At 54.1% G+C, this 19,251-nt stretch carries 11 protein-coding genes, 3 tRNA genes and 4 rRNA genes; 8 read left to right on the top strand and 10 right to left on the bottom strand.

Annotated features, from left to right (window positions below; translation table 11 throughout):
• Nucleotides 1-365 precede the first annotated feature (365 nt).
• From C2U54_RS02485 to rrf (C2U54_RS02455), 7 genes are all read left to right on the top strand, one after another.
• Nucleotides 366-1,905 (top strand): 16S ribosomal RNA (locus tag C2U54_RS02485).
• Between the two features lie 70 nt (nt 1,906-1,975).
• Nucleotides 1,976-2,052, top strand: a tRNA-Ile gene (locus C2U54_RS02480).
• A gap of 104 nt (nt 2,053-2,156) precedes the next feature.
• Nucleotides 2,157-2,232, top strand: a tRNA-Ala gene (locus C2U54_RS02475).
• 195 nt (nt 2,233-2,427) lie between these two features.
• Nucleotides 2,428-5,332, top strand: a 23S ribosomal RNA gene (locus tag C2U54_RS02470).
• A gap of 196 nt (nt 5,333-5,528) precedes the next feature.
• A 5S ribosomal RNA gene (gene rrf / locus C2U54_RS02465) occupies nt 5,529-5,644 on the top strand.
• Between the two features lie 14 nt (nt 5,645-5,658).
• Nucleotides 5,659-5,734, top strand: a tRNA-Thr gene (locus C2U54_RS02460).
• A 43-nt stretch (nt 5,735-5,777) separates the two neighbouring features.
• A 5S ribosomal RNA gene (rrf, locus tag C2U54_RS02455) occupies nt 5,778-5,893 on the top strand.
• Together the 16S, 23S and 5S rRNA genes with 3 tRNA genes alongside form the textbook arrangement of a ribosomal RNA operon.
• Before the next feature lie 102 nt (nt 5,894-5,995).
• Here rrf (C2U54_RS02455) and C2U54_RS02450 read toward each other — a convergent pair.
• From C2U54_RS02450 to C2U54_RS02420, 7 genes are all read right to left on the bottom strand, one after another.
• Nucleotides 5,996-6,754, bottom strand: a complete 759-nt coding sequence (locus C2U54_RS02450) for an amino acid ABC transporter ATP-binding protein (protein ID WP_103177252.1) — start codon at nt 6,752-6,754, stop codon at nt 5,996-5,998.
• Nucleotides 6,755-6,761: 7 nt separating this feature from the next.
• Nucleotides 6,762-7,865: an amino acid ABC transporter permease gene (locus tag C2U54_RS02445; RefSeq protein ID WP_103177251.1), complete on the bottom strand. Its 1,104-nt coding sequence runs from the start codon at nt 7,863-7,865 to the stop codon at nt 6,762-6,764.
• 9 nt (nt 7,866-7,874) lie between these two features.
• Nucleotides 7,875-9,056 carry an amino acid ABC transporter permease gene (locus tag C2U54_RS02440; protein WP_103177250.1) on the bottom strand — a complete coding sequence of 394 codons (1,182 nt, stop codon included), beginning with the start codon at nt 9,054-9,056 and terminating at the stop codon, nt 7,875-7,877.
• Nucleotides 9,057-9,124: 68 nt separating this feature from the next.
• Nucleotides 9,125-10,150, bottom strand: coding sequence for an amino acid ABC transporter substrate-binding protein (locus C2U54_RS02435; protein ID WP_103177249.1), 1,026 nt, complete (start codon nt 10,148-10,150; stop codon nt 9,125-9,127).
• Between the two features lie 366 nt (nt 10,151-10,516).
• Nucleotides 10,517-10,738, bottom strand: a complete 222-nt coding sequence (locus C2U54_RS02430; RefSeq protein ID WP_103177248.1) for a lipoprotein — start codon at nt 10,736-10,738, stop codon at nt 10,517-10,519.
• A 319-nt stretch (nt 10,739-11,057) separates the two neighbouring features.
• Nucleotides 11,058-14,171 carry an efflux RND transporter permease subunit gene (locus C2U54_RS02425; protein ID WP_103177247.1) on the bottom strand — a complete coding sequence of 1,038 codons (3,114 nt, stop codon included), beginning with the start codon at nt 14,169-14,171 and terminating at the stop codon, nt 11,058-11,060.
• A gap of 10 nt (nt 14,172-14,181) precedes the next feature.
• The gene (locus C2U54_RS02420) at nt 14,182-15,321 is read right to left on the bottom strand and encodes an efflux RND transporter periplasmic adaptor subunit (protein ID WP_103177246.1); all 1,140 of its coding nucleotides are present in this window, start codon (nt 15,319-15,321) and stop codon (nt 14,182-14,184) included.
• Nucleotides 15,322-15,716: 395 nt separating this feature from the next.
• On the opposite strand from C2U54_RS02420, the gene envR reads away from it, so the two are divergent.
• Nucleotides 15,717-16,355, top strand: a complete 639-nt coding sequence (gene envR / locus C2U54_RS02415) for an acrEF/envCD operon transcriptional regulator (protein ID WP_103177245.1) — start codon at nt 15,717-15,719, stop codon at nt 16,353-16,355.
• Between the two features lie 10 nt (nt 16,356-16,365).
• Here envR and C2U54_RS02410 read toward each other — a convergent pair whose 3' ends face one another.
• From C2U54_RS02410 to fis, 3 genes are all read right to left on the bottom strand, one after another.
• Nucleotides 16,366-18,447 (bottom strand): putative bifunctional diguanylate cyclase/phosphodiesterase, encoded by a 2,082-nt coding sequence (locus C2U54_RS02410; RefSeq protein ID WP_103177244.1) that lies wholly within the window; start codon nt 18,445-18,447, stop codon nt 16,366-16,368.
• Between the two features lie 127 nt (nt 18,448-18,574).
• A complete protein-coding gene (locus C2U54_RS02405) occupies nt 18,575-18,739 on the bottom strand; it encodes a DUF2556 family protein (RefSeq protein ID WP_039030652.1) in 165 nt (54 codons plus the stop codon).
• Between the two features lie 200 nt (nt 18,740-18,939).
• Nucleotides 18,940-19,236, bottom strand: a complete 297-nt coding sequence (fis, locus tag C2U54_RS02400; protein ID WP_000462905.1) for a DNA-binding transcriptional regulator Fis — start codon at nt 19,234-19,236, stop codon at nt 18,940-18,942.
• Nucleotides 19,237-19,251: the final 15 nt, after the last annotated feature.

Here is a 19,251-nt window from a genome sequence, read left to right as displayed (position 1 = left end):
GCGGAAAGAACGAAAAAAGAACAGTCAGAAGAAAAGATCGAAAAAATGCTTGTGCTAAAAACTGGGATCCCTATAATGCGCCTCCATCGACACGGCGGATGTGAATCACTTCACACAGACAGCCGGGCCGGTTGAGGAGAAAAGCGAAAATAATCGCTTGACTCTGAAAGAGGAAAGCGTAATATACGCCACCTCGCAACGGTGAGCGAAAGCCGCGTTGCACTGCTCTTTAACAATTTATCAGACAATCTGTGTGGGCACTCAAAGTGACATGGATTCTTAACGTCCTCGGACGAAAAATGAATACCAAGTCTCTGAGTGAACACGTAATTCATTACGAAGTTTAATTCACGAGCATCAAACTTAAATTGAAGAGTTTGATCATGGCTCAGATTGAACGCTGGCGGCAGGCCTAACACATGCAAGTCGAACGGTAGCACAGAGAGCTTGCTCTCGGGTGACGAGTGGCGGACGGGTGAGTAATGTCTGGGAAACTGCCTGATGGAGGGGGATAACTACTGGAAACGGTAGCTAATACCGCATAACGTCGCAAGACCAAAGAGGGGGACCTTCGGGCCTCTTGCCATCGGATGTGCCCAGATGGGATTAGCTAGTAGGTGGGGTAATGGCTCACCTAGGCGACGATCCCTAGCTGGTCTGAGAGGATGACCAGCCACACTGGAACTGAGACACGGTCCAGACTCCTACGGGAGGCAGCAGTGGGGAATATTGCACAATGGGCGCAAGCCTGATGCAGCCATGCCGCGTGTATGAAGAAGGCCTTCGGGTTGTAAAGTACTTTCAGCGAGGAGGAAGGCATTGTGGTTAATAACCACAGTGATTGACGTTACTCGCAGAAGAAGCACCGGCTAACTCCGTGCCAGCAGCCGCGGTAATACGGAGGGTGCAAGCGTTAATCGGAATTACTGGGCGTAAAGCGCACGCAGGCGGTCTGTTAAGTCAGATGTGAAATCCCCGGGCTCAACCTGGGAACTGCATTTGAAACTGGCAGGCTTGAGTCTTGTAGAGGGGGGTAGAATTCCAGGTGTAGCGGTGAAATGCGTAGAGATCTGGAGGAATACCGGTGGCGAAGGCGGCCCCCTGGACAAAGACTGACGCTCAGGTGCGAAAGCGTGGGGAGCAAACAGGATTAGATACCCTGGTAGTCCACGCCGTAAACGATGTCGACTTGGAGGTTGTGCCCTTGAGGCGTGGCTTCCGGAGCTAACGCGTTAAGTCGACCGCCTGGGGAGTACGGCCGCAAGGTTAAAACTCAAATGAATTGACGGGGGCCCGCACAAGCGGTGGAGCATGTGGTTTAATTCGATGCAACGCGAAGAACCTTACCTACTCTTGACATCCAGAGAACTTGCCAGAGATGGCTTGGTGCCTTCGGGAACTCTGAGACAGGTGCTGCATGGCTGTCGTCAGCTCGTGTTGTGAAATGTTGGGTTAAGTCCCGCAACGAGCGCAACCCTTATCCTTTGTTGCCAGCGGCTAGGCCGGGAACTCAAAGGAGACTGCCAGTGATAAACTGGAGGAAGGTGGGGATGACGTCAAGTCATCATGGCCCTTACGAGTAGGGCTACACACGTGCTACAATGGCGCATACAAAGAGAAGCGACCTCGCGAGAGCAAGCGGACCTCATAAAGTGCGTCGTAGTCCGGATTGGAGTCTGCAACTCGACTCCATGAAGTCGGAATCGCTAGTAATCGTAGATCAGAATGCTACGGTGAATACGTTCCCGGGCCTTGTACACACCGCCCGTCACACCATGGGAGTGGGTTGCAAAAGAAGTAGGTAGCTTAACCTTCGGGAGGGCGCTTACCACTTTGTGATTCATGACTGGGGTGAAGTCGTAACAAGGTAACCGTAGGGGAACCTGCGGTTGGATCACCTCCTTACCTTAAAGAACCTGCCTTTGCAGTGCTCACACAGATTGTCTGATGAAAATTAGCAGTAAAAAATCTCTGCAGGCTTGTAGCTCAGGTGGTTAGAGCGCACCCCTGATAAGGGTGAGGTCGGTGGTTCAAGTCCACTCAGGCCTACCAAATTTTTACTGATGCTGCGTTGCGGCGACACTCACATACTTCAGTATGCTTCGTGTTACCACGCCTTGCCTCAGAAAAAATTGGCGGTACAGAGATACCACGATGGGGCTATAGCTCAGCTGGGAGAGCGCCTGCCTTGCACGCAGGAGGTCTGCGGTTCGATCCCGCATAGCTCCACCATCTTTACTGCGAAAACCTGAAAACTTCAGAGTGTACCTGCGAAGGTGCGCTGCGAAGTTTTGCTCTTTAAAAATCTGGATCAAGCTGAAAATTGAAACGACACACTGTGTCTGTTCTCCGTAATAAGAACAGATAAAGGTGTGTTCGAGTCTCTCAAATTTTCACAACACGAAGTGAAACAGCTTCGGGTTGTGAGGTTAAGCGACTAAGCGTACACGGTGGATGCCCTGGCAGTCAGAGGCGATGAAGGACGTGCTAATCTGCGAAAAGCGCCGGCGAGGTGATATGAACCCTTGACCCGGCGATGTCCGAATGGGGAAACCCAGTGTGATTCGTCACACTATCGTTAGCTGAATACATAGGCTAACGAGGCGAACCGGGGGAACTGAAACATCTAAGTACCCCGAGGAAAAGAAATCAACCGAGATTCCCCCAGTAGCGGCGAGCGAACGGGGAGCAGCCCGGAGTCTGAATCAGCTTGTGTGTTAGTGGAAGCGTCTGGAAAGTCGCAGGGTACAGGGTGATACTCCCGTACACGAAAGCACACTTGCTGTGAACTCGAAGAGTAGGGCGGGACACGTGGTATCCTGTCTGAATATGGGGGGACCATCCTCCAAGGCTAAATACTCCTGACTGACCGATAGTGAACCAGTACCGTGAGGGAAAGGCGAAAAGAACCCCGGCGAGGGGAGTGAAAAAGAACCTGAAACCGTGTACGTACAAGCAGTGGGAGCACCTTCGGGTGTGACTGCGTACCTTTTGTATAATGGGTCAGCGACTTATATTCTGTAGCAAGGTTAACCGTATAGGGGAGCCGAAGGGAAACCGAGTCTTAACTGGGCGTTAAGTTGCAGGGTATAGACCCGAAACCCGGTGATCTAGCCATGGGCAGGTTGAAGGTTGGGTAACACTAACTGGAGGACCGAACCGACTAATGTTGAAAAATTAGCGGATGACCTGTGGCTGGGGGTGAAAGGCCAATCAAACCGGGAGATAGCTGGTTCTCCCCGAAAGCTATTTAGGTAGCGCCTCGTGAACTCATCCTCGGGGGTAGAGCACTGTTTCGGCTAGGGGGCCATCCCGGCTTACCAACCCGATGCAAACTGCGAATACCGGGGAATGTTATCACGGGAGACACACGGCGGGTGCTAACGTCCGTCGTGAAGAGGGAAACAACCCAGACCGCCAGCTAAGGTCCCAAAGTCATGGTTAAGTGGGAAACGATGTGGGAAGGCACAGACAGCCAGGATGTTGGCTTAGAAGCAGCCATCATTTAAAGAAAGCGTAATAGCTCACTGGTCGAGTCGGCCTGCGCGGAAGATGTAACGGGGCTAAACCATGCACCGAAGCTGCGGCAGCGACACTTATGTGTTGTTGGGTAGGGGAGCGTTCTGTAAGCCTGCGAAGGTGTGCTGTGAGGCATGCTGGAGGTATCAGAAGTGCGAATGCTGACATAAGTAACGATAAAGCGGGTGAAAAGCCCGCTCGCCGGAAGACCAAGGGTTCCTGTCCAACGTTAATCGGGGCAGGGTGAGTCGACCCCTAAGGCGAGGCCGAAAGGCGTAGTCGATGGGAAACAGGTTAATATTCCTGTACTCGGTGTTACTGCGAAGGGGGGACGGAGAAGGCTATGTTGGCCGGGCGACGGTTGTCCCGGTTTAAGCATGTAGGCGGAGGTTCCAGGTAAATCCGGTACCTTTTTAACGCTGAGGTGTGATGACGAGGCACTACGGTGCTGAAGCAACAAATGCCCTGCTTCCAGGAAAAGCCTCTAAGCATCAGGTAACACCAAATCGTACCCCAAACCGACACAGGTGGTCAGGTAGAGAATACCAAGGCGCTTGAGAGAACTCGGGTGAAGGAACTAGGCAAAATGGTGCCGTAACTTCGGGAGAAGGCACGCTGATATGTAGGTGAAGCCCCTGCGGGTGGAGCTGAAATCAGTCGAAGATACCAGCTGGCTGCAACTGTTTATTAAAAACACAGCACTGTGCAAACACGAAAGTGGACGTATACGGTGTGACGCCTGCCCGGTGCCGGAAGGTTAATTGATGGGGTTAGCGGCAACGCGAAGCTCTTGATCGAAGCCCCGGTAAACGGCGGCCGTAACTATAACGGTCCTAAGGTAGCGAAATTCCTTGTCGGGTAAGTTCCGACCTGCACGAATGGCGTAATGATGGCCAGGCTGTCTCCACCCGAGACTCAGTGAAATTGAAATCGCTGTGAAGATGCAGTGTACCCGCGGCAAGACGGAAAGACCCCGTGAACCTTTACTATAGCTTGACACTGAACACTGGTCCTTGATGTGTAGGATAGGTGGGAGGCTTTGAAGCGTGGACGCCAGTCTGCGTGGAGCCGTCCTTGAAATACCACCCTTTAATGGCTGGTGTTCTAACGTAGACCCGTAATCCGGGTTGCGGACAGTGTCTGGTGGGTAGTTTGACTGGGGCGGTCTCCTCCTAAAGAGTAACGGAGGAGCACGAAGGTCAGCTAATCCTGGTCGGACATCAGGAGGTTAGTGCAATGGCATAAGCTGGCTTGACTGCGAGAGTGACGGCTCGAGCAGGTGCGAAAGCAGGTCATAGTGATCCGGTGGTTCTGTATGGAAGGGCCATCGCTCAACGGATAAAAGGTACTCCGGGGATAACAGGCTGATACCGCCCAAGAGTTCATATCGACGGCGGTGTTTGGCACCTCGATGTCGGCTCATCACATCCTGGGGCTGAAGTAGGTCCCAAGGGTATGGCTGTTCGCCATTTAAAGTGGTACGCGAGCTGGGTTTAGAACGTCGTGAGACAGTTCGGTCCCTATCTGCCGTGGGCGCTGGAGAATTGAGGGGGGCTGCTCCTAGTACGAGAGGACCGGAGTGGACGCATCACTGGTGTTCGGGTTGTCATGCCAATGGCACTGCCCGGTAGCTAAATGCGGAAGAGATAAGTGCTGAAAGCATCTAAGCACGAAACTTGCCCCGAGATGAGTTCTCCCTGACCCTTTGAGGGTCCTGAAGGAACGTTGAAGACGACGACGTTGATAGGCCGGGTGTGTAAGCGCAGCGATGCGTTGAGCTAACCGGTACTAATGAACCGTGAGGCTTAACCTTACAACGCCGAAGCTGTTTCGGTGGATTTGAGAAAATTTTCAGCATTGATTCAGAGTTAAGTACACAATAGTTTGCGCAGCAGCAGGGCGGCAAGCGAAGGAAAGGAAGGAGCATACTGAAGTATGTGACTGACTTTACGAGCGCGGCCAACGCGGCTGATGCGATAAAGTATTGCGTACAGAGCACCAAGAATTTGCCTGGCGGCTGTAGCGCGGTGGTCCCACCTGACCCCATGCCGAACTCAGAAGTGAAACGCCGTAGCGCCGATGGTAGTGTGGGGTCTCCCCATGCGAGAGTAGGGAACTGCCAGGCATCAAATTTAGCGTGCTGATATGGCTCAGTTGGTAGAGCGCACCCTTGGTAAGGGTGAGGTCCCCAGTTCGACTCTGGGTATCAGCACCACTTTATACTTAGGTTAAAGTTCGGCAAGAAGTAAAAGAATTTGTCTGGCGGCTGTAGCGCGGTGGTCCCACCTGACCCCATGCCGAACTCAGAAGTGAAACGCCGTAGCGCCGATGGTAGTGTGGGGTCTCCCCATGCGAGAGTAGGGAACTGCCAGACATCAATTAAGTGAAAAGGCCATCCGAAAGGATGGCCTTTTTGCATTTCTGCACCATAAAAAAACAGGGCCCGACGCGTACAGCGCCGCCGGGCCAATCAACATTAGTGGATAACCTGCGACAAAAACGCGCGCGTACGTTCTGATTTCGGGTGAGAGAAGAACTCTTCCGGCGGCGCCTGCTCAACAATTTCTCCGCGATCCATAAAGATCACCCGGTCCGCAACGGTTCTGGCGAAGCCCATCTCGTGCGTGACGCAGAGCATGGTCATTCCCGATTCCGCCAGGCCTATCATCGTATCCAGAACCTCTTTCACCATCTCGGGATCGAGTGCTGAAGTCGGCTCATCAAACAGCATAATTTTAGGTTTCATGCACAGAGAGCGGGCAATGGCCACGCGCTGCTGCTGCCCGCCCGAGATCTGCCCGGGAAACTTATGGGCGTGTTCAGCAATGCGTACCCGCTCCAGATAGTGCATGGCAAGTGCCTCAGCTTCTTTTTTCGGCATCTTACGGACCCAGACAGGCGCCAGGGTGCAGTTTTGCAGAACGGTCAGATGAGGGAACAGATTGAAATGCTGGAAGACCATGCCTACCTCCTGACGGACACGCTCAACGTTGCGGATGTCGTCATTCAGCTCGATACCATCCACCACAATCCGGCCTTGCTGATGCTCTTCCAGATGGTTGATACAGCGGATCGTTGTTGATTTACCCGAGCCTGAAGGCCCGCAAAGGACGATGCGCTCGCCTTGCTTTACCTTCAGGTTAATGTCTTTCAAAACGTGAAATTGCCCGTACCACTTATTCACATTATCCAGGGTAATCATCGCGTCAGCGGGGGTCATAGTTATCTGGCTCATAGGTTCCTCAGTGCGGTGTACGCCCGGTGTTAAAGCGCTTTTCCAGATGCTGGCTGTAGCGCGACATGCTAAAACAGAAAATCCAGTAGATAAGTGCTGCAAAAACGTAGCCTTCTGTCGACATGCCCAGCCACGCCGGGTCGACGGTAGCCTGCTGCACGCTACTGAACAGATCAAATAATCCAATAATGATCACCAGACTGGTGTCCTTAAACAGCGCAATGATGGTGTTCACCAGACCCGGGATCACCAGCTTCAGCGCCTGGGGAAGGATCACCAGTCCCTGCGTTTTCCAGTAACCCAGCGCCAGCGATTCGGCTGCTTCATACTGGCCCTTGGGGAGCGCCTGCAATCCGCCGCGCACGACCTCAGCGACATAAGCAGACTGGAACAGAATGACGCCGACCAGGGCGCGGATCAGCTTGTCGATGGTAGTGCCTTCCGCCATAAACAGCGGCAGCATCACGGAAGACATAAAGAGCACGGTGATAAGCGGAACGCCGCGCCAGAACTCAATAAAAATTACCGAGAGGACGCGCACGACCGGCATGGTTGAGCGGCGACCCAGCGCCAGTAAAATCCCTAATGGCAATGCGCCGGCAATCCCTACCGAGGCGATAATGAGCGTCAGCGTCAGACCGCCCCACTGGCGGGTTTCAACGCGATCCAGCCCCAGCACGCCGCCATACAACAGCCCCCAGACGAGCAGGGGATAAATCACCGCCCAACAGGCGATGTATCGTCCCCGTTGGGGTAACTTCTTCCAGAACATGGGAACGACAGAGAGCAGCCCAATAACCAGCGCAAGGTTGATGCGCCAGCGCTGATCGTGGGGATAGAGCCCATACATAAACTGGCCGAAGCGCTGATGAATAAAGACCCAGCAGGCTCCCTCTTTTGTGCAATCGGCGCGGGTGGTACCGATCCAGTTAGCCTGCAAAAATGCCCAGTTAATGAGCGGCGGGATAAGTTCCCACATCAGCCAGAAGCAGAACAGGGTGAGCAAACTGTTGCTCCAGCTGGAGAACAGGTTTTTACGAGCCCAGTTAATGATGCGTCCGTTGCCGGTTGTGGCCGGACGCGCAGGGTGAGACAAGACCGCTTTTGTCATCATGGTTCCTTAGCGTTCAACCAGCGCGATACGACGGTTGTAGATGTTCATCAACAGTGAAATGGTCAGGCTGATAATCAGGTAGACCGACATCGTAATGGCAATGGTTTCTATTGCCTGGCCGGTCTGGTTAAGAACGGTGCCGGCAAAGAGCGAGACCATATCGGGATAGCCGATCGCCGCCGCGAGAGAGGAGTTTTTCACGATGTTGAGATACTGGCTGGTCAGCGGAGGGATGATCACCCGTAGGGACTGGGGGATGATGACCTGGCGCAGGGTGACGGGATTCGGGAGCCCAAGGGAGCGAGCAGCTTCATGCTGACCATGGGGAACGGCCTGAATACCGGCGCGAATAATTTCTGCGATAAAGGCCGAGGTATAGATGGAGAGCGCCAGCGTCAGGGCGGCCAGCTCCGGGATCAATACCATGCCACCCCGGAAGTTAAACCCCTTTAGCTGCGGAACATCCCAGTGCATTGCCGGGCCAGCTATTGTATGCGCCAGCCACGGCAGGATCACTGCTAAAGCCAGGGTGACGGGCCAGGTGCGCCGTAGCTGCCCGGTTTTAATCTGATGCGTGCGATTGTAGCGAAACAGCGCAATGGAAACCAAGATGGCGCACGCCAGCGCGGCCAGCAATGCCAGCATCCCTTCGGCAATCTGCGGCGCGGGGATATAGAGACCGCGGTTGCTTAAAAAGGCCAGATCGAACGCATCCACCGCCTGACGGGGGCCAGGCAGATTGCGCAGGACGGCGAAATACCAGAAGAAGATCTGCAGCAGCGGGGGAATGTTACGGAAGGTCTCGATATAAAACGTGGAGAGCTTACGCAGCAGCCAGTTATCCGAGAGACGCGCGAGTCCGAGGAAAAAGCCCAGCAGAGAAGCAAACAGAATGCATAAGGCTGAAACCAGCAGGGTATTCATCAGGCCGACAAGGAATACGCGGCCATAGGTATCGCCTTCACCGTAATCAATTAAGTGCTGAACAATGCCAAACCCTGCACTACGGTCAAGGAAGGCAAAGCCCGACGTAATGCCGCGTGTGCTGAGGTTGGTAACAGTGTTGTGGAACAGGTAGATCGCGACGGCCAGGACAGCGAGAACAGCGAGAATCTGAAACAGCCAGGCGCGAACCGCAGGATTAGAAAAGGAGAAAGCTCCTTTCAGGGCTAAGCGGCGATGGAACATATAAAACCTCGGGTAACCATGACTCTGGACTGGGCACTGCACTGGCAGTGCCCGTTACAGCAAGATGCTTAGCGTACTGGCGGCGCGTACTGAATGCCGCCATTGTTCCAGAGGTTGTTCTGCCCACGGCTGATCTTCAGCGCGCTCTCAGATCCAACGTTACGCTCGAAGATCTCAGCGTAGTTACCCACCTTTTTAATGATGTTGTACGCCCATTTATTATCCAGCTTCAGATCCTTGCCGTAATCACCTTCCTTGCCCAGCAGATGGGCCATATCAGGCGTGGCCGGATTAGCCGCCTTCTCATCGACGTTCTTTGAGTTGACCCCCATCTCTTCCGCGTTGAGCATGGCGAACAGCGTCCAGCGAACAACAGCGTTCCATTCATCATCCCCGCGACGGACGACCGGCCCCAGCGGCTCTTTGGAGATCACTTCTGGCAGGACGATCCATTCCGCCGGATTGCTCAGCTTGATCCGCAGCGCATAGAGCTGAGACTGATCCGAGGCCAGGGTATCGCAGCGGCCGGACTCCAGCGCTTTGGCGGATTCGTCAGAGCGGTCAAAGGTCACTGGCGTATATTTCATGTTGTTGGCTTTGAAATAGTCGGCGACATTCAGTTCAGTATCCGTACCCGCCTGAATACAGACGGTGGCACCATCCAGCTCCTTCGCACTTTTGAGACCCGCTTTATTGTGCGTCAGGAAACCAATGCCGTCGTAATAGGTGACACCGGTAAAGGTCATTCCCATCCCGGCATCACGGGATGAGGTCCAGGTGGTATTACGCGAAAGCATATCCACTTCGCCGGATTGCAGGGCAGTAAAGCGCTCTTTCGCCGTCAGCGGGGTATATTTCACTTTGGTGTCGTCGCCAAATACCGCAGCGGCAACGCCACGGCACACGTCGACATCAATACCGGAGAACTTACCGTTGGCGTCGGCGTAAGAGAAACCCGGCAGACCGTCACTGATCCCGCATTGCACAAACCCTTTTTGTTTAACTGCATCCAGAGTGGCACCCGCCTGAGCCTGGCCGGTCATTGCAATGAGCACACCTGCAGCGGCGAGGCTGGCCATCATCATCTTTTTCATAATGCATCCTGTGTAGCGAAAAATTATCGTTATAGTGAGGCGTTTATAAACGCTTTAACCTGTCTGTGGCTGTGGCCGACGTTAATAAAGCAAACGTAATGCCAGCTTTTGCTTTTAACGTCATAAGGGATTACACAACGCGTGAAGCAGGATGTAGGCAGTGATAATTAAATCGATCGCCCTGAAATGGTGCGAAATTACAATCTGCGCCACAAATCAGAGCAAAATATGGATGGGTAAAGGAAGAAATAAAACGGAGGGTTAATAGCGGGAAAATAGAAAGAAAATAAGATGTGGGCCCATTCAGGCTTATTTGTTCATCTGCAATGAAAAAGCAAAAGCGCGGACGGATCCGCGCTTTCTGGATTACCTGGACACGGCAATGATACCCAGTGTCAGGCCAGCTAAAGCCGCTGCGCCACCTGCGATTGCCCCCGCAGTTTCCCAGTTATCCTGCGTGGTGCCTTTCATACAGGTATTGGTGTGAACCAGTCTGCCCTGATCGTCGTATACCGGTACGCACGGTGAGTCATGTGCACAGCCCGCAAGCAACGTGGCAAGGAGTGCAACCGAAATGAATCTTTTCATGGTGTTACCTCAAAATGAAATCTAACTTTGCGATATAACCAGTAACGACTTCTGCAAAGCTGGAGGCTATTTTACCACCGCTTCAAATTCGCCATGAAACGTCAATAATCTCAAATTATTTGGATTGTAAAAAATATGGAGAAACGGTCATTCTTGCCGGGCAATAATGGAGAGATTGAGGAGAGCGACAGAGTAAACAGTCAGGTGCTGAAATCGTGAGTAAACAATTTATTGGACCGCTAATCAATAAGGTAAATAAATAGTAAGGCTAACTCTCTGTTTATTATCATAAGAAAAGGCGCCGAAGCGCCTTTACCCATTACTGTTCACGATGACGCGTAAAGCGTCGCCGTACTACCACAAAGAAGACCGGCACAAAGAAGATTGCCAGCAGGGTAGCTGAAAGCATACCGCCCATCACGCCGGTACCCACGGCGTTTTGCGCGCCGCTGCCCGCTCCGTGACTGATGACCAGCGGCAACACGCCAAGGATAAATGCCAGTGAGGTCATAAGGATAGGACGAAGACGCATGCGTGATGCCTCCAGCGTGGCTTCAATAATCCCTTTCCCCTCTTTCTCCATCAGATCCTTAGCAAATTCGACAATCAGGATGGCGTTCTTGGCCGACAGACCAATGGTGGTAAGCAGCCCCACCTGGAAGTAAACATCATTATTCAGCCCACGCAGGGAAGCGGCCAGCAGGGCGCCAACCACCCCTAATGGCACCACCAGCATCACCGAGAAAGGAATCGACCAGCTCTCATACAGCGCCGCCAGGCAGAGGAACACCACCACCAGCGAGATGGCATACAGGGCAGGCGCCTGGTTGCCGGAGAGCCGTTCCTGATAAGACATACCTGTCCAGTCGTAACCGATGCCGGTTGGCAGTTTCGCCGCCAGTTTTTCCATTAGCACCATGGCTTCACCGGTACTCTTGCCGGGAGCGGCTTCCCCGAGGATCTCCATGGAAGGGCTGCCGTTATAGCGCTCCAGGCGCGGTGAGCCGTAGATCCAGTGCGACTGGCTGAACGCGGAGAGCGGCACCATTTCACCGTTGGCGCTGCGGACATAGAGACGGTTAATATCCTCCGGCAGCATCCTGAAGTGGGCATCCGCCTGGACATAGACTTTCTTCACCCGGCCACGGTCGATGTAGTCATTGACATAGGTTCCCCCCAGCGCGGTGGAGATGGTCTGGTTGATATCCGATACGCTCACGCCCAGCGCCTGCGCTTTTTCCTGATCGATATCCAGCTTGAACTGCGGGGTATCTTCCAGCCCATTGGGTCGCACACGCACCAGCATATCGGCGTGCTCTTTAATCATGCCCAGCAGCTGGTTTCGCGCCTGCGTCAGCTGGTTATGTCCCAGGTTGGCCTGGTCAATCAGTTCAAAATCGAAGCCCGTTGCGGTGCCGAGTTCGATAATGGCGGGCAGGTTGAACGGGAAGACCAGCCCGTCTTTGATCTGACTAAAGGCCCGTGTTGCCCGGCTGACGATGGCCCCAACGCTGTTTTCCGCACCCGGGCGCTCCTCCCAGGGCTTCAGGCTGATAAACGCTACCCCGGCGTTTTGCCCCTGGCCGCTGAAGCTGAAGCCGTTAACGGTAAATACCGATTCTACGTTGGCCTTCTCATTGTTGAGGTAGTAGTGCTCAACCTGATCCAGCACCTTCTGGGTGCGGCTTTGCGTCGCGCCCGCCGGGAGCTGCACCATCGTCATAAACACGCCCTGATCCTCTTCCGGCAGGAACGACGTAGGCAGACGCAGGAACAGTACCGCCATTCCGCCCACTATAAGGATGTAGACCACCAGGTAGCCGCCCGTCTTACGCAGGATATGGCTGACGCTGTTGCTGTAATGGGCCACGCTTCTGTCGAACAGGGCATTAAACCAGCCGAAGAAGCCGCCTTTGTTCGCATGATGCTCGCTGGGGGCCTTTAGCAGGGTGGCACACAGAGCAGGGGTCAGGATCAGCGCCACCAGCACCGAGAGCGCCATCGCCGAAACAATGGTCAGAGAGAACTGGCGATAAATCGCCCCGGTGGAGCCGCCGAAAAAGGCCATCGGGATAAATACCGCTGAGAGCACCATGGCGATGCCGACCAGCGCCCCCTGAATTTGCGACATCGATTTTTGTGTCGCCTCTTTTGGCGGAAGCTTCTCCTCCACCATCACGCGCTCGACGTTCTCCACCACTACGATGGCATCATCCACCAGCAAGCCTATTGCCAGCACCATACCAAACATGGTCAGGGTGTTTATCGAGAAGCCAAACGCCGCCAGCACCGCGAAGGTGCCTAGCAGAACCACCGGTACGGCAATGGTCGGGATGAGCGTGGCCCGCAGGTTTTGCAGGAACAGGTACATCACGAGGAAGACGAGAATGATGGCTTCGAACAGCGTCTTGACCACTTCATGAATGGAGATCTTCACGAACGGCGTGGTGTCATAGGGGTAGACCACCTTCAGCCCCTGCGGGAAGAAGGCTTGCAGCTGCGCCAGTTTGCTTTTGATCGCCGCGGCGGTATCCAGCGCGTTGGCACCGGTAGCGAGCTTAATACCGAGCCCGGTCGCCGCCTGACCATTGATTTTGGTCACCATGTTGTAGTTTTCACCGCCTGGCGCAATGCGGGCGACATCTTTCAGATGCACCATCGACCCGTCCTGATTGACCTTCAGGGTGATGTTGCCGAACTCCTCTGCGGTTTTCAGGCGCGTCTGGGCGATGATGGAGGCGTTGAGCTGCTGGCCCGGCACCGACGGTGTTCCGCCGAGCTGACCGGCGGCAATCTGGTTGTTCTGCGTTTTTAACTGGTTAATCACGTCCAGCGGCGTCAACTGATAGGCGTTCAGCTTATTCGCATCCAGCCAGATACGCATCGCATACTGGGCGCCAAACAGTTGCACATCGCCCACCCCGGAGGTGCGGCTGATAGCATCCTTGACGTTAGAGGCGACATAGTCCGAGATATCGTCCTGGCTCAGGTTCTTATTGTCCGAGACAAAACCGGCCACCAGCAGGAAGCTGCTGCTCGACTTCTCCACGCTTATCCCTTGCTGCTGCACTTCCTGCGGCAGTAACGGCATGGCCAGCTGCAGCTTGTTCTGCACCTGTACCTGAGCAATATCCGGGTCGGTGCCCGACTGGAAGGTCAGGGTAAGGGTGACGCTGCCCGCTGAATCGCTGGTGGAGGACATGTACATAAGGTTATCGATACCATTCATGTTCTGCTCGATAACCTGGGTCACCGTATCCTGCACCGTCTGGGCATCCGCGCCGGGATAGGTCGCCGAGATAGCCACGGCAGGTGGCGCAATGGTGGGATACTGCGCCACCGGCAGCTTGAGGATCGCAAGCCCGCCCGCCAGCATCAGGATAATGGCCAGCACCCACGCGAAGATTGGGCGCTGAATAAAGAAGTTAGCCATGCTCTGTTCCTTATCCCACTTTCTGCGCAGCGGTATCCGGCGTCGCCACCACCGCGACGCCAGGACGTACTTTCTGCAGCCCGCTGATAATCACCCGGTCGCCTTCCTGTAAGCCGTCTGTAATCAGCCATTGATCGCCAATCGCCTGAGGGGCGACAACGTTACGGGCTTCAACCTGGTTTTTACTGTTGACCACCATCACGCTGGCATCACCGCGCGGGGTTCGCGTAACGCCCTGTTGCGGAACCAGAATGGCGTGCGGCTGGGTGCCTTCGTTAATACGCGCGCGGACAAACATGCCGGGCAGCAGGATATGTTGCGGGTTGGGGAAGATAGCCCGCAGGGTGATGGAGCCGGTGCTCTCATCCACGGTGACATCCGAGAATTGCAGCGATCCTTTTAGTGGATAGGGCTGACCATTCTCCATCAGCAGCTGTACGCTGCGGGTGCCTTCGCCGGTCTGCAGGCTGGACTGCTTGAGACGCATAAAATCATTGCTGGACTGGGTGACATCGACATAAATCGGATCAAGCTGCTGAACCGTTGCCAGTGCCGTGGCCTGTCCGTTCGCAACCAGGGCCCCTTCGGTGACGCTGGATTTACCGATCCGCCCGCTGATAGGTGACGTCACTTTGGTGTACGCAAGATTGATGCGCGCGGTTTCGACAGCGGCTTTGGCCGCAATCACCGAGGCATCAGCCTGACGGGCGTTCGCCACTGACTGATCGTACTCCTGTTTGCTGACGTACTGTGTGCCGACCAGAGGTAAATAGCGTTTTACCGTCAGGTGAGCAATGCTGGCGGCTGCCTGGGCTTTGGCCAGCTCGCCCGACGCACTATCAAATGCGGCCTGATAGGAGGCGGGATCGATCTGATACAGCGACTCGCCAGCTTTTACGTCGCTGCCTTCAGTAAAGTTGCGCTTCAGCACAATGCCGCTGACCTGCGGGCGAACCTCGGCGACGCGGTAAGCATCGGTCCGGCCAGGCAGTTCGGTGGTCACCTCCAGCGGCGCACTTTTCACGACATGCACCACGACCTGTGGAGTCGGCGGCTGCTTCGCCTGGCCTGCATGATCATCACAACCCACAAGCAATGCGGCACCGATGATAAAACCGGATAAGGGTAAAAACCTGAAATTAGGCGTCATGACTATTCCTTCAAGATCATCAATCCGCATTCACCGACAAGGGTTATGCGTTAAGGAGAGGTAAAACGGAAAACGGCGGGCGCAATAATAAAGAATGACCGTGCGGGTTTTTGATTTATAAGTGCGGAGAATGAACTGAGGATAAAAAAAAGAGCAGCAAGTGAGCGTAAAGAATGATATAGCACGTCCGGCTATGTATTGCTGGCCGTTTTGCTTTAGATGCATTCATGTTTTTTGTGAATTAAATGCATGGCAAGTATCATCGCGGTTTATAAGTTAGGCAGGTTAACTTTTTTTGTTCATATTTATTTTTCTGACTGATGGATAATTCCTGCTCCGACGATTGTCGTCATTGTTTTATAAAAGTAACCAATCCGTTAAATGAGTGATTTTCTATGGCGCGCAAAACCAAAGCTGAGGCGCAGAAGACACGCCAGTTATTGATTGAGGCGGCAATAGAGCAGTTTGCCATGCGGGGTGTCGCCAACACGACGCTGACGGATATCGCCGATGCCGCCTGCCTGACACGGGGGGCCGTTTACTGGCATTTCGCCAGTAAAGCCGAGATATTTAACGCTATCTGGCAGGAGCAACGCCCGCTGCGCGAGATTATTCGCGGTCAACTGTCGCAGGCGGAAGAGAGCGATCCATTATTAATTTTGCGTGAGCAGTTTGTTACTGCTTTGCAATATATTGCCCGGGACAGCCGCCAGCGGACCTTATTGCAGATCCTGTATCACAAATGTGAATTTGATGAGGATATGATCTCAGAAAATCAAATTCGTGAAAGGATCGGGTTCAATTATGAAAACGTCCGTGAAATATTGCAGAGAGGCATTATGCTTGGCAGCATCTCCGCGCAGATCAATATCGACACGACGTTAATTGTTTTCCATGGCTTTTTTTGCGGGCTGATTAAAAACTGGTTAATGAGCCCGGAACACCTGGATCTCTACCGGCAGGCCCCGGAACTGGTCGATAATATCCTCTCAACGTTGCCGCTAGCCCACAGAGAATACGACACCGCCTCATAGCGGCATCGCGTCAGATTTGCTGGGTCAGCATGGCCTGCGGATCGTGGCTCAGCGCGTTGACAGCTTGCGCCGTGACGGGTTTACCCAGCAGATAGCCCTGTAGCGTATTACATCCCAGACTGGTCAAAAAGGTCTGCTGCTCCTCGGTTTCGACCCCTTCGGCAACCACCTTCAGGTTGAGCGTTTTTGCCAGCGCAACAATGGCGGATACGATGGTCGCATCATCACCCGTGCTGTTGAGATCTTTCACAAACGCCCGATCAATTTTTAGCTCACAGGCGGGCAACTTTTTCAGGTAGAGCAGGCTGGAATAGCCGGTGCCAAAATCATCGATCGAGGCTTTTACTCCGGCCTGAGTTAACTCAGTCAGCACCCGGACGCTCTCATCGGGATTATTCATGGCCGTGGTTTCGGTCACTTCCAGAATCAGGGTATGCGGCGGAATACGGTGTCGTGCCAGGCTGCCCATCACCGTCTCCACCAGCTGGGGCTGTTCAAACTGCAGCGTAGAGAGGTTCACCGCCATCGACCATTCAGTATGGCCATTAAGATGCCATTCGCGTAGCTGGCGGCACGCTTCATCAATTACCCAGTTGCCGATAGGAATAATCAGCCCGCTTTTCTCCGCCAGCGGCAGAAACTGGTCGGGGGATAACAAGCCCTGGACAGGATGTTGCCAGCGCAGCAGGGCTTCAAAGCCGACAATGGGGCCCACCGGCGCCTGGAACTTAGGCTGATAAACCAGATGCAACTCCTTGCGCTCCAGCGCCAGCCACAGATCGTTCATTAGCTGTAGCTGATTTTGCGCCAGGGTATTCATCGACGGCTGGAAGAAGTGGTAGCCGTTACGCCCCATGTGCTTGGTGTGATACATTGCCGCATCGGCGTTGAACATCAGTTCGCGCTGGTTTTTGCCATCATGGGGATAAATAGCGATGCCCACGCTGAGGGTCACTACCACATCATACAGCTCAAGGCTGAAGGGTTGGTCGACGACATGCACCAGCGCGCTGGCGAGCGATGCGGCGTCGTTCGGGGAGTCGATCTCGGCCAGCAGCACAAACTCGTCGCCACCAATACGGGCGAGAGTGTACTGGCCCTTCAGGGGCTGTTCCAGACGCTCCGTCACGGCAACCAATAGCTTATCGCCCGTATCATGGCCGTAGGCATCGTTAACAGCTTTGAAGCCATCCAGATCCATAAACAGCAGGGCAAACAGTTTGCCTTCGCGATCGGCTTTGTTAATTGCCTGCTCGAGGCGATCTTCCAGCAGCACGCGGTTCGGCAAGCGGGTCAGCGTATCGTGCAGCGCCAGCTGGGCCAGTTCGCGGTTGGCTTCCGCCAGCGATGAAGCGAGAAGGGAGGTGCGGGCCTGCAGCCGGGCATCAAACATAGAAACCAGCAGCGTTATACCCAAGATAGAGAGCGCCACAACGCTCACCAGCACCGCCAGCCAGCTGCCGTTCACCCCCTGATGATGCATGTGCACCTGAAGCGGAAACTGGGCCGCTTTCATGCCGGTATAGTGCATGCCGGCAATCGCGATGCCCATCAGCACCGCAGCGCCCGCACGCATCAGCGCGACCTGGGCGGCATCCCGCCGTAAACGGAACGTCAGCCACAGGGCGGCCAGCGAGGCGAGGAGAGCGATAACCACCGACAGCGCAACCCAGCGCATATCCCAGACGATAGCGGGCGCTACCTGCAGGGCTTTCATGCCGGTGTAGTGCATCGCCACGATGCCCGCTCCCAGAATCACCGCGCCGGTAAACAAGCGACGTCTGCGTAAGTGGTCGCGGCTCACCAGCCAGAGGGCAAACAGTGAGGCGCCAATAGCGATCAGCATGGAAAGGGCGGTTTTTGGCAGGTCGTAGTTCATCCGCATGGAGATATCCATCGCCAGCATGCCGATAAAATGCATAGCCCATATCCCGATACCCATGGCGATCCCCCCGCCCGTCAGCCAGATATGTGCCGCGACGCCGGTACTGCCGGCAACCCGTCCTGCCATATTCAGCGCGGTATAGGATGCAAGAATGGCGACAACAAAGGAGATAACCACAAGAAGTTGGTCGTATTGGCTAACCAGCATGATCTCATCAACTCATACGCAGTGGGGTATTACGTGATACCGGGTGAGACGGGCTGAGACATTATCATCCAATAAAGATGCCTCAAAGGTTTTTAAAACCGCACATTTTTCGAGGAAAAGCAGGGGCTTAATCTAGATCCGAGCAATTAACCAGCTTAAGCGGATTAACCGAATTCATGTTGCGGCATTGGTCCGTTTCCGTAGACATCAACTCAATCCACTGCATTAACAGCGCATCGAAAAGGAAAACGCTAATCGCGAAGACGACTAACCACCAATACTTACGGATCATTCGGAATTTCCGGGGACAATTGACAAGAGTGCAGGAAATATACACGAAAAATAGCGGCTGAGAAGTGGGCTGAGAGATGTTTACGTTTCGGGAGATAACGAGGGGGTGGAGAACAAAAAACAGGGGAACAACAGGCATAAAAAAAGGCGCTTCCCCATGCCGGTTCGCGCCTTTTTAAACAAGCATTTAGCTAATTGAAATTAGTTCATGCCGTATTTTTTCAGTTTCTTACGCAGCGTACCACGGTTGATGCCCATCATCAGAGCAGCACGGGTCTGGTTACCGCGGGTGTATTGCATCACCATGTCCAACAGGGGCTGTTCAACTTCAGCCAGTACCAGCTCATACAGGTCGTTAACGTCCTGACCATTCAGTTGAGCAAAATAGTTCTTCAGTGCCTGTTTAACCGAGTCACGCAGGGGCTTTTGAGTTACCTGGTCCTGAGAGTTAACGGTGGAAACGGTCAGTACGTCAGAATTTACGCGTTGTTCGAACATAGTTCTGTCAGCTCT

The organism is Leclercia sp. LSNIH1, from assembly GCF_002902985.1.
GTDB lineage: Bacteria > Pseudomonadota > Gammaproteobacteria > Enterobacterales > Enterobacteriaceae > Enterobacter.
Note: the sequence above shows the minus strand (reverse complement) of the source record. Positions and strands in the feature narration are given on the sequence as shown.

What these genes read in the sequence shown, in the direction of transcription:
- C2U54_RS02450 (WP_103177252.1), bottom strand. Translation starts at nt 6,754, where the DNA reads ATGAGCCAGATAACTATGACCCCCGCTGACGCGATGATTACCCTGGAT.
- C2U54_RS02445 (WP_103177251.1), bottom strand. Translation starts at nt 7,865, where the DNA reads ATGACAAAAGCGGTCTTGTCTCACCCTGCGCGTCCGGCCACAACCGGC.
- C2U54_RS02440 (WP_103177250.1), bottom strand. Translation starts at nt 9,056, where the DNA reads ATGTTCCATCGCCGCTTAGCCCTGAAAGGAGCTTTCTCCTTTTCTAAT.
- C2U54_RS02435 (WP_103177249.1), bottom strand. Translation starts at nt 10,150, where the DNA reads ATGAAAAAGATGATGATGGCCAGCCTCGCCGCTGCAGGTGTGCTCATT.
- C2U54_RS02430 (WP_103177248.1), bottom strand. Translation starts at nt 10,738, where the DNA reads ATGAAAAGATTCATTTCGGTTGCACTCCTTGCCACGTTGCTTGCGGGC.
- C2U54_RS02425 (WP_103177247.1), bottom strand. Translation starts at nt 14,171, where the DNA reads ATGGCTAACTTCTTTATTCAGCGCCCAATCTTCGCGTGGGTGCTGGCC.
- C2U54_RS02420 (WP_103177246.1), bottom strand. Translation starts at nt 15,321, where the DNA reads ATGACGCCTAATTTCAGGTTTTTACCCTTATCCGGTTTTATCATCGGT.
- envR (WP_103177245.1), top strand. Translation starts at nt 15,717, where the DNA reads ATGGCGCGCAAAACCAAAGCTGAGGCGCAGAAGACACGCCAGTTATTG.
- C2U54_RS02410 (WP_103177244.1), bottom strand. Translation starts at nt 18,447, where the DNA reads ATGCTGGTTAGCCAATACGACCAACTTCTTGTGGTTATCTCCTTTGTT.
- C2U54_RS02405 (WP_039030652.1), bottom strand. Translation starts at nt 18,739, where the DNA reads ATGATCCGTAAGTATTGGTGGTTAGTCGTCTTCGCGATTAGCGTTTTC.
- fis (WP_000462905.1), bottom strand. Translation starts at nt 19,236, where the DNA reads ATGTTCGAACAACGCGTAAATTCTGACGTACTGACCGTTTCCACCGTT.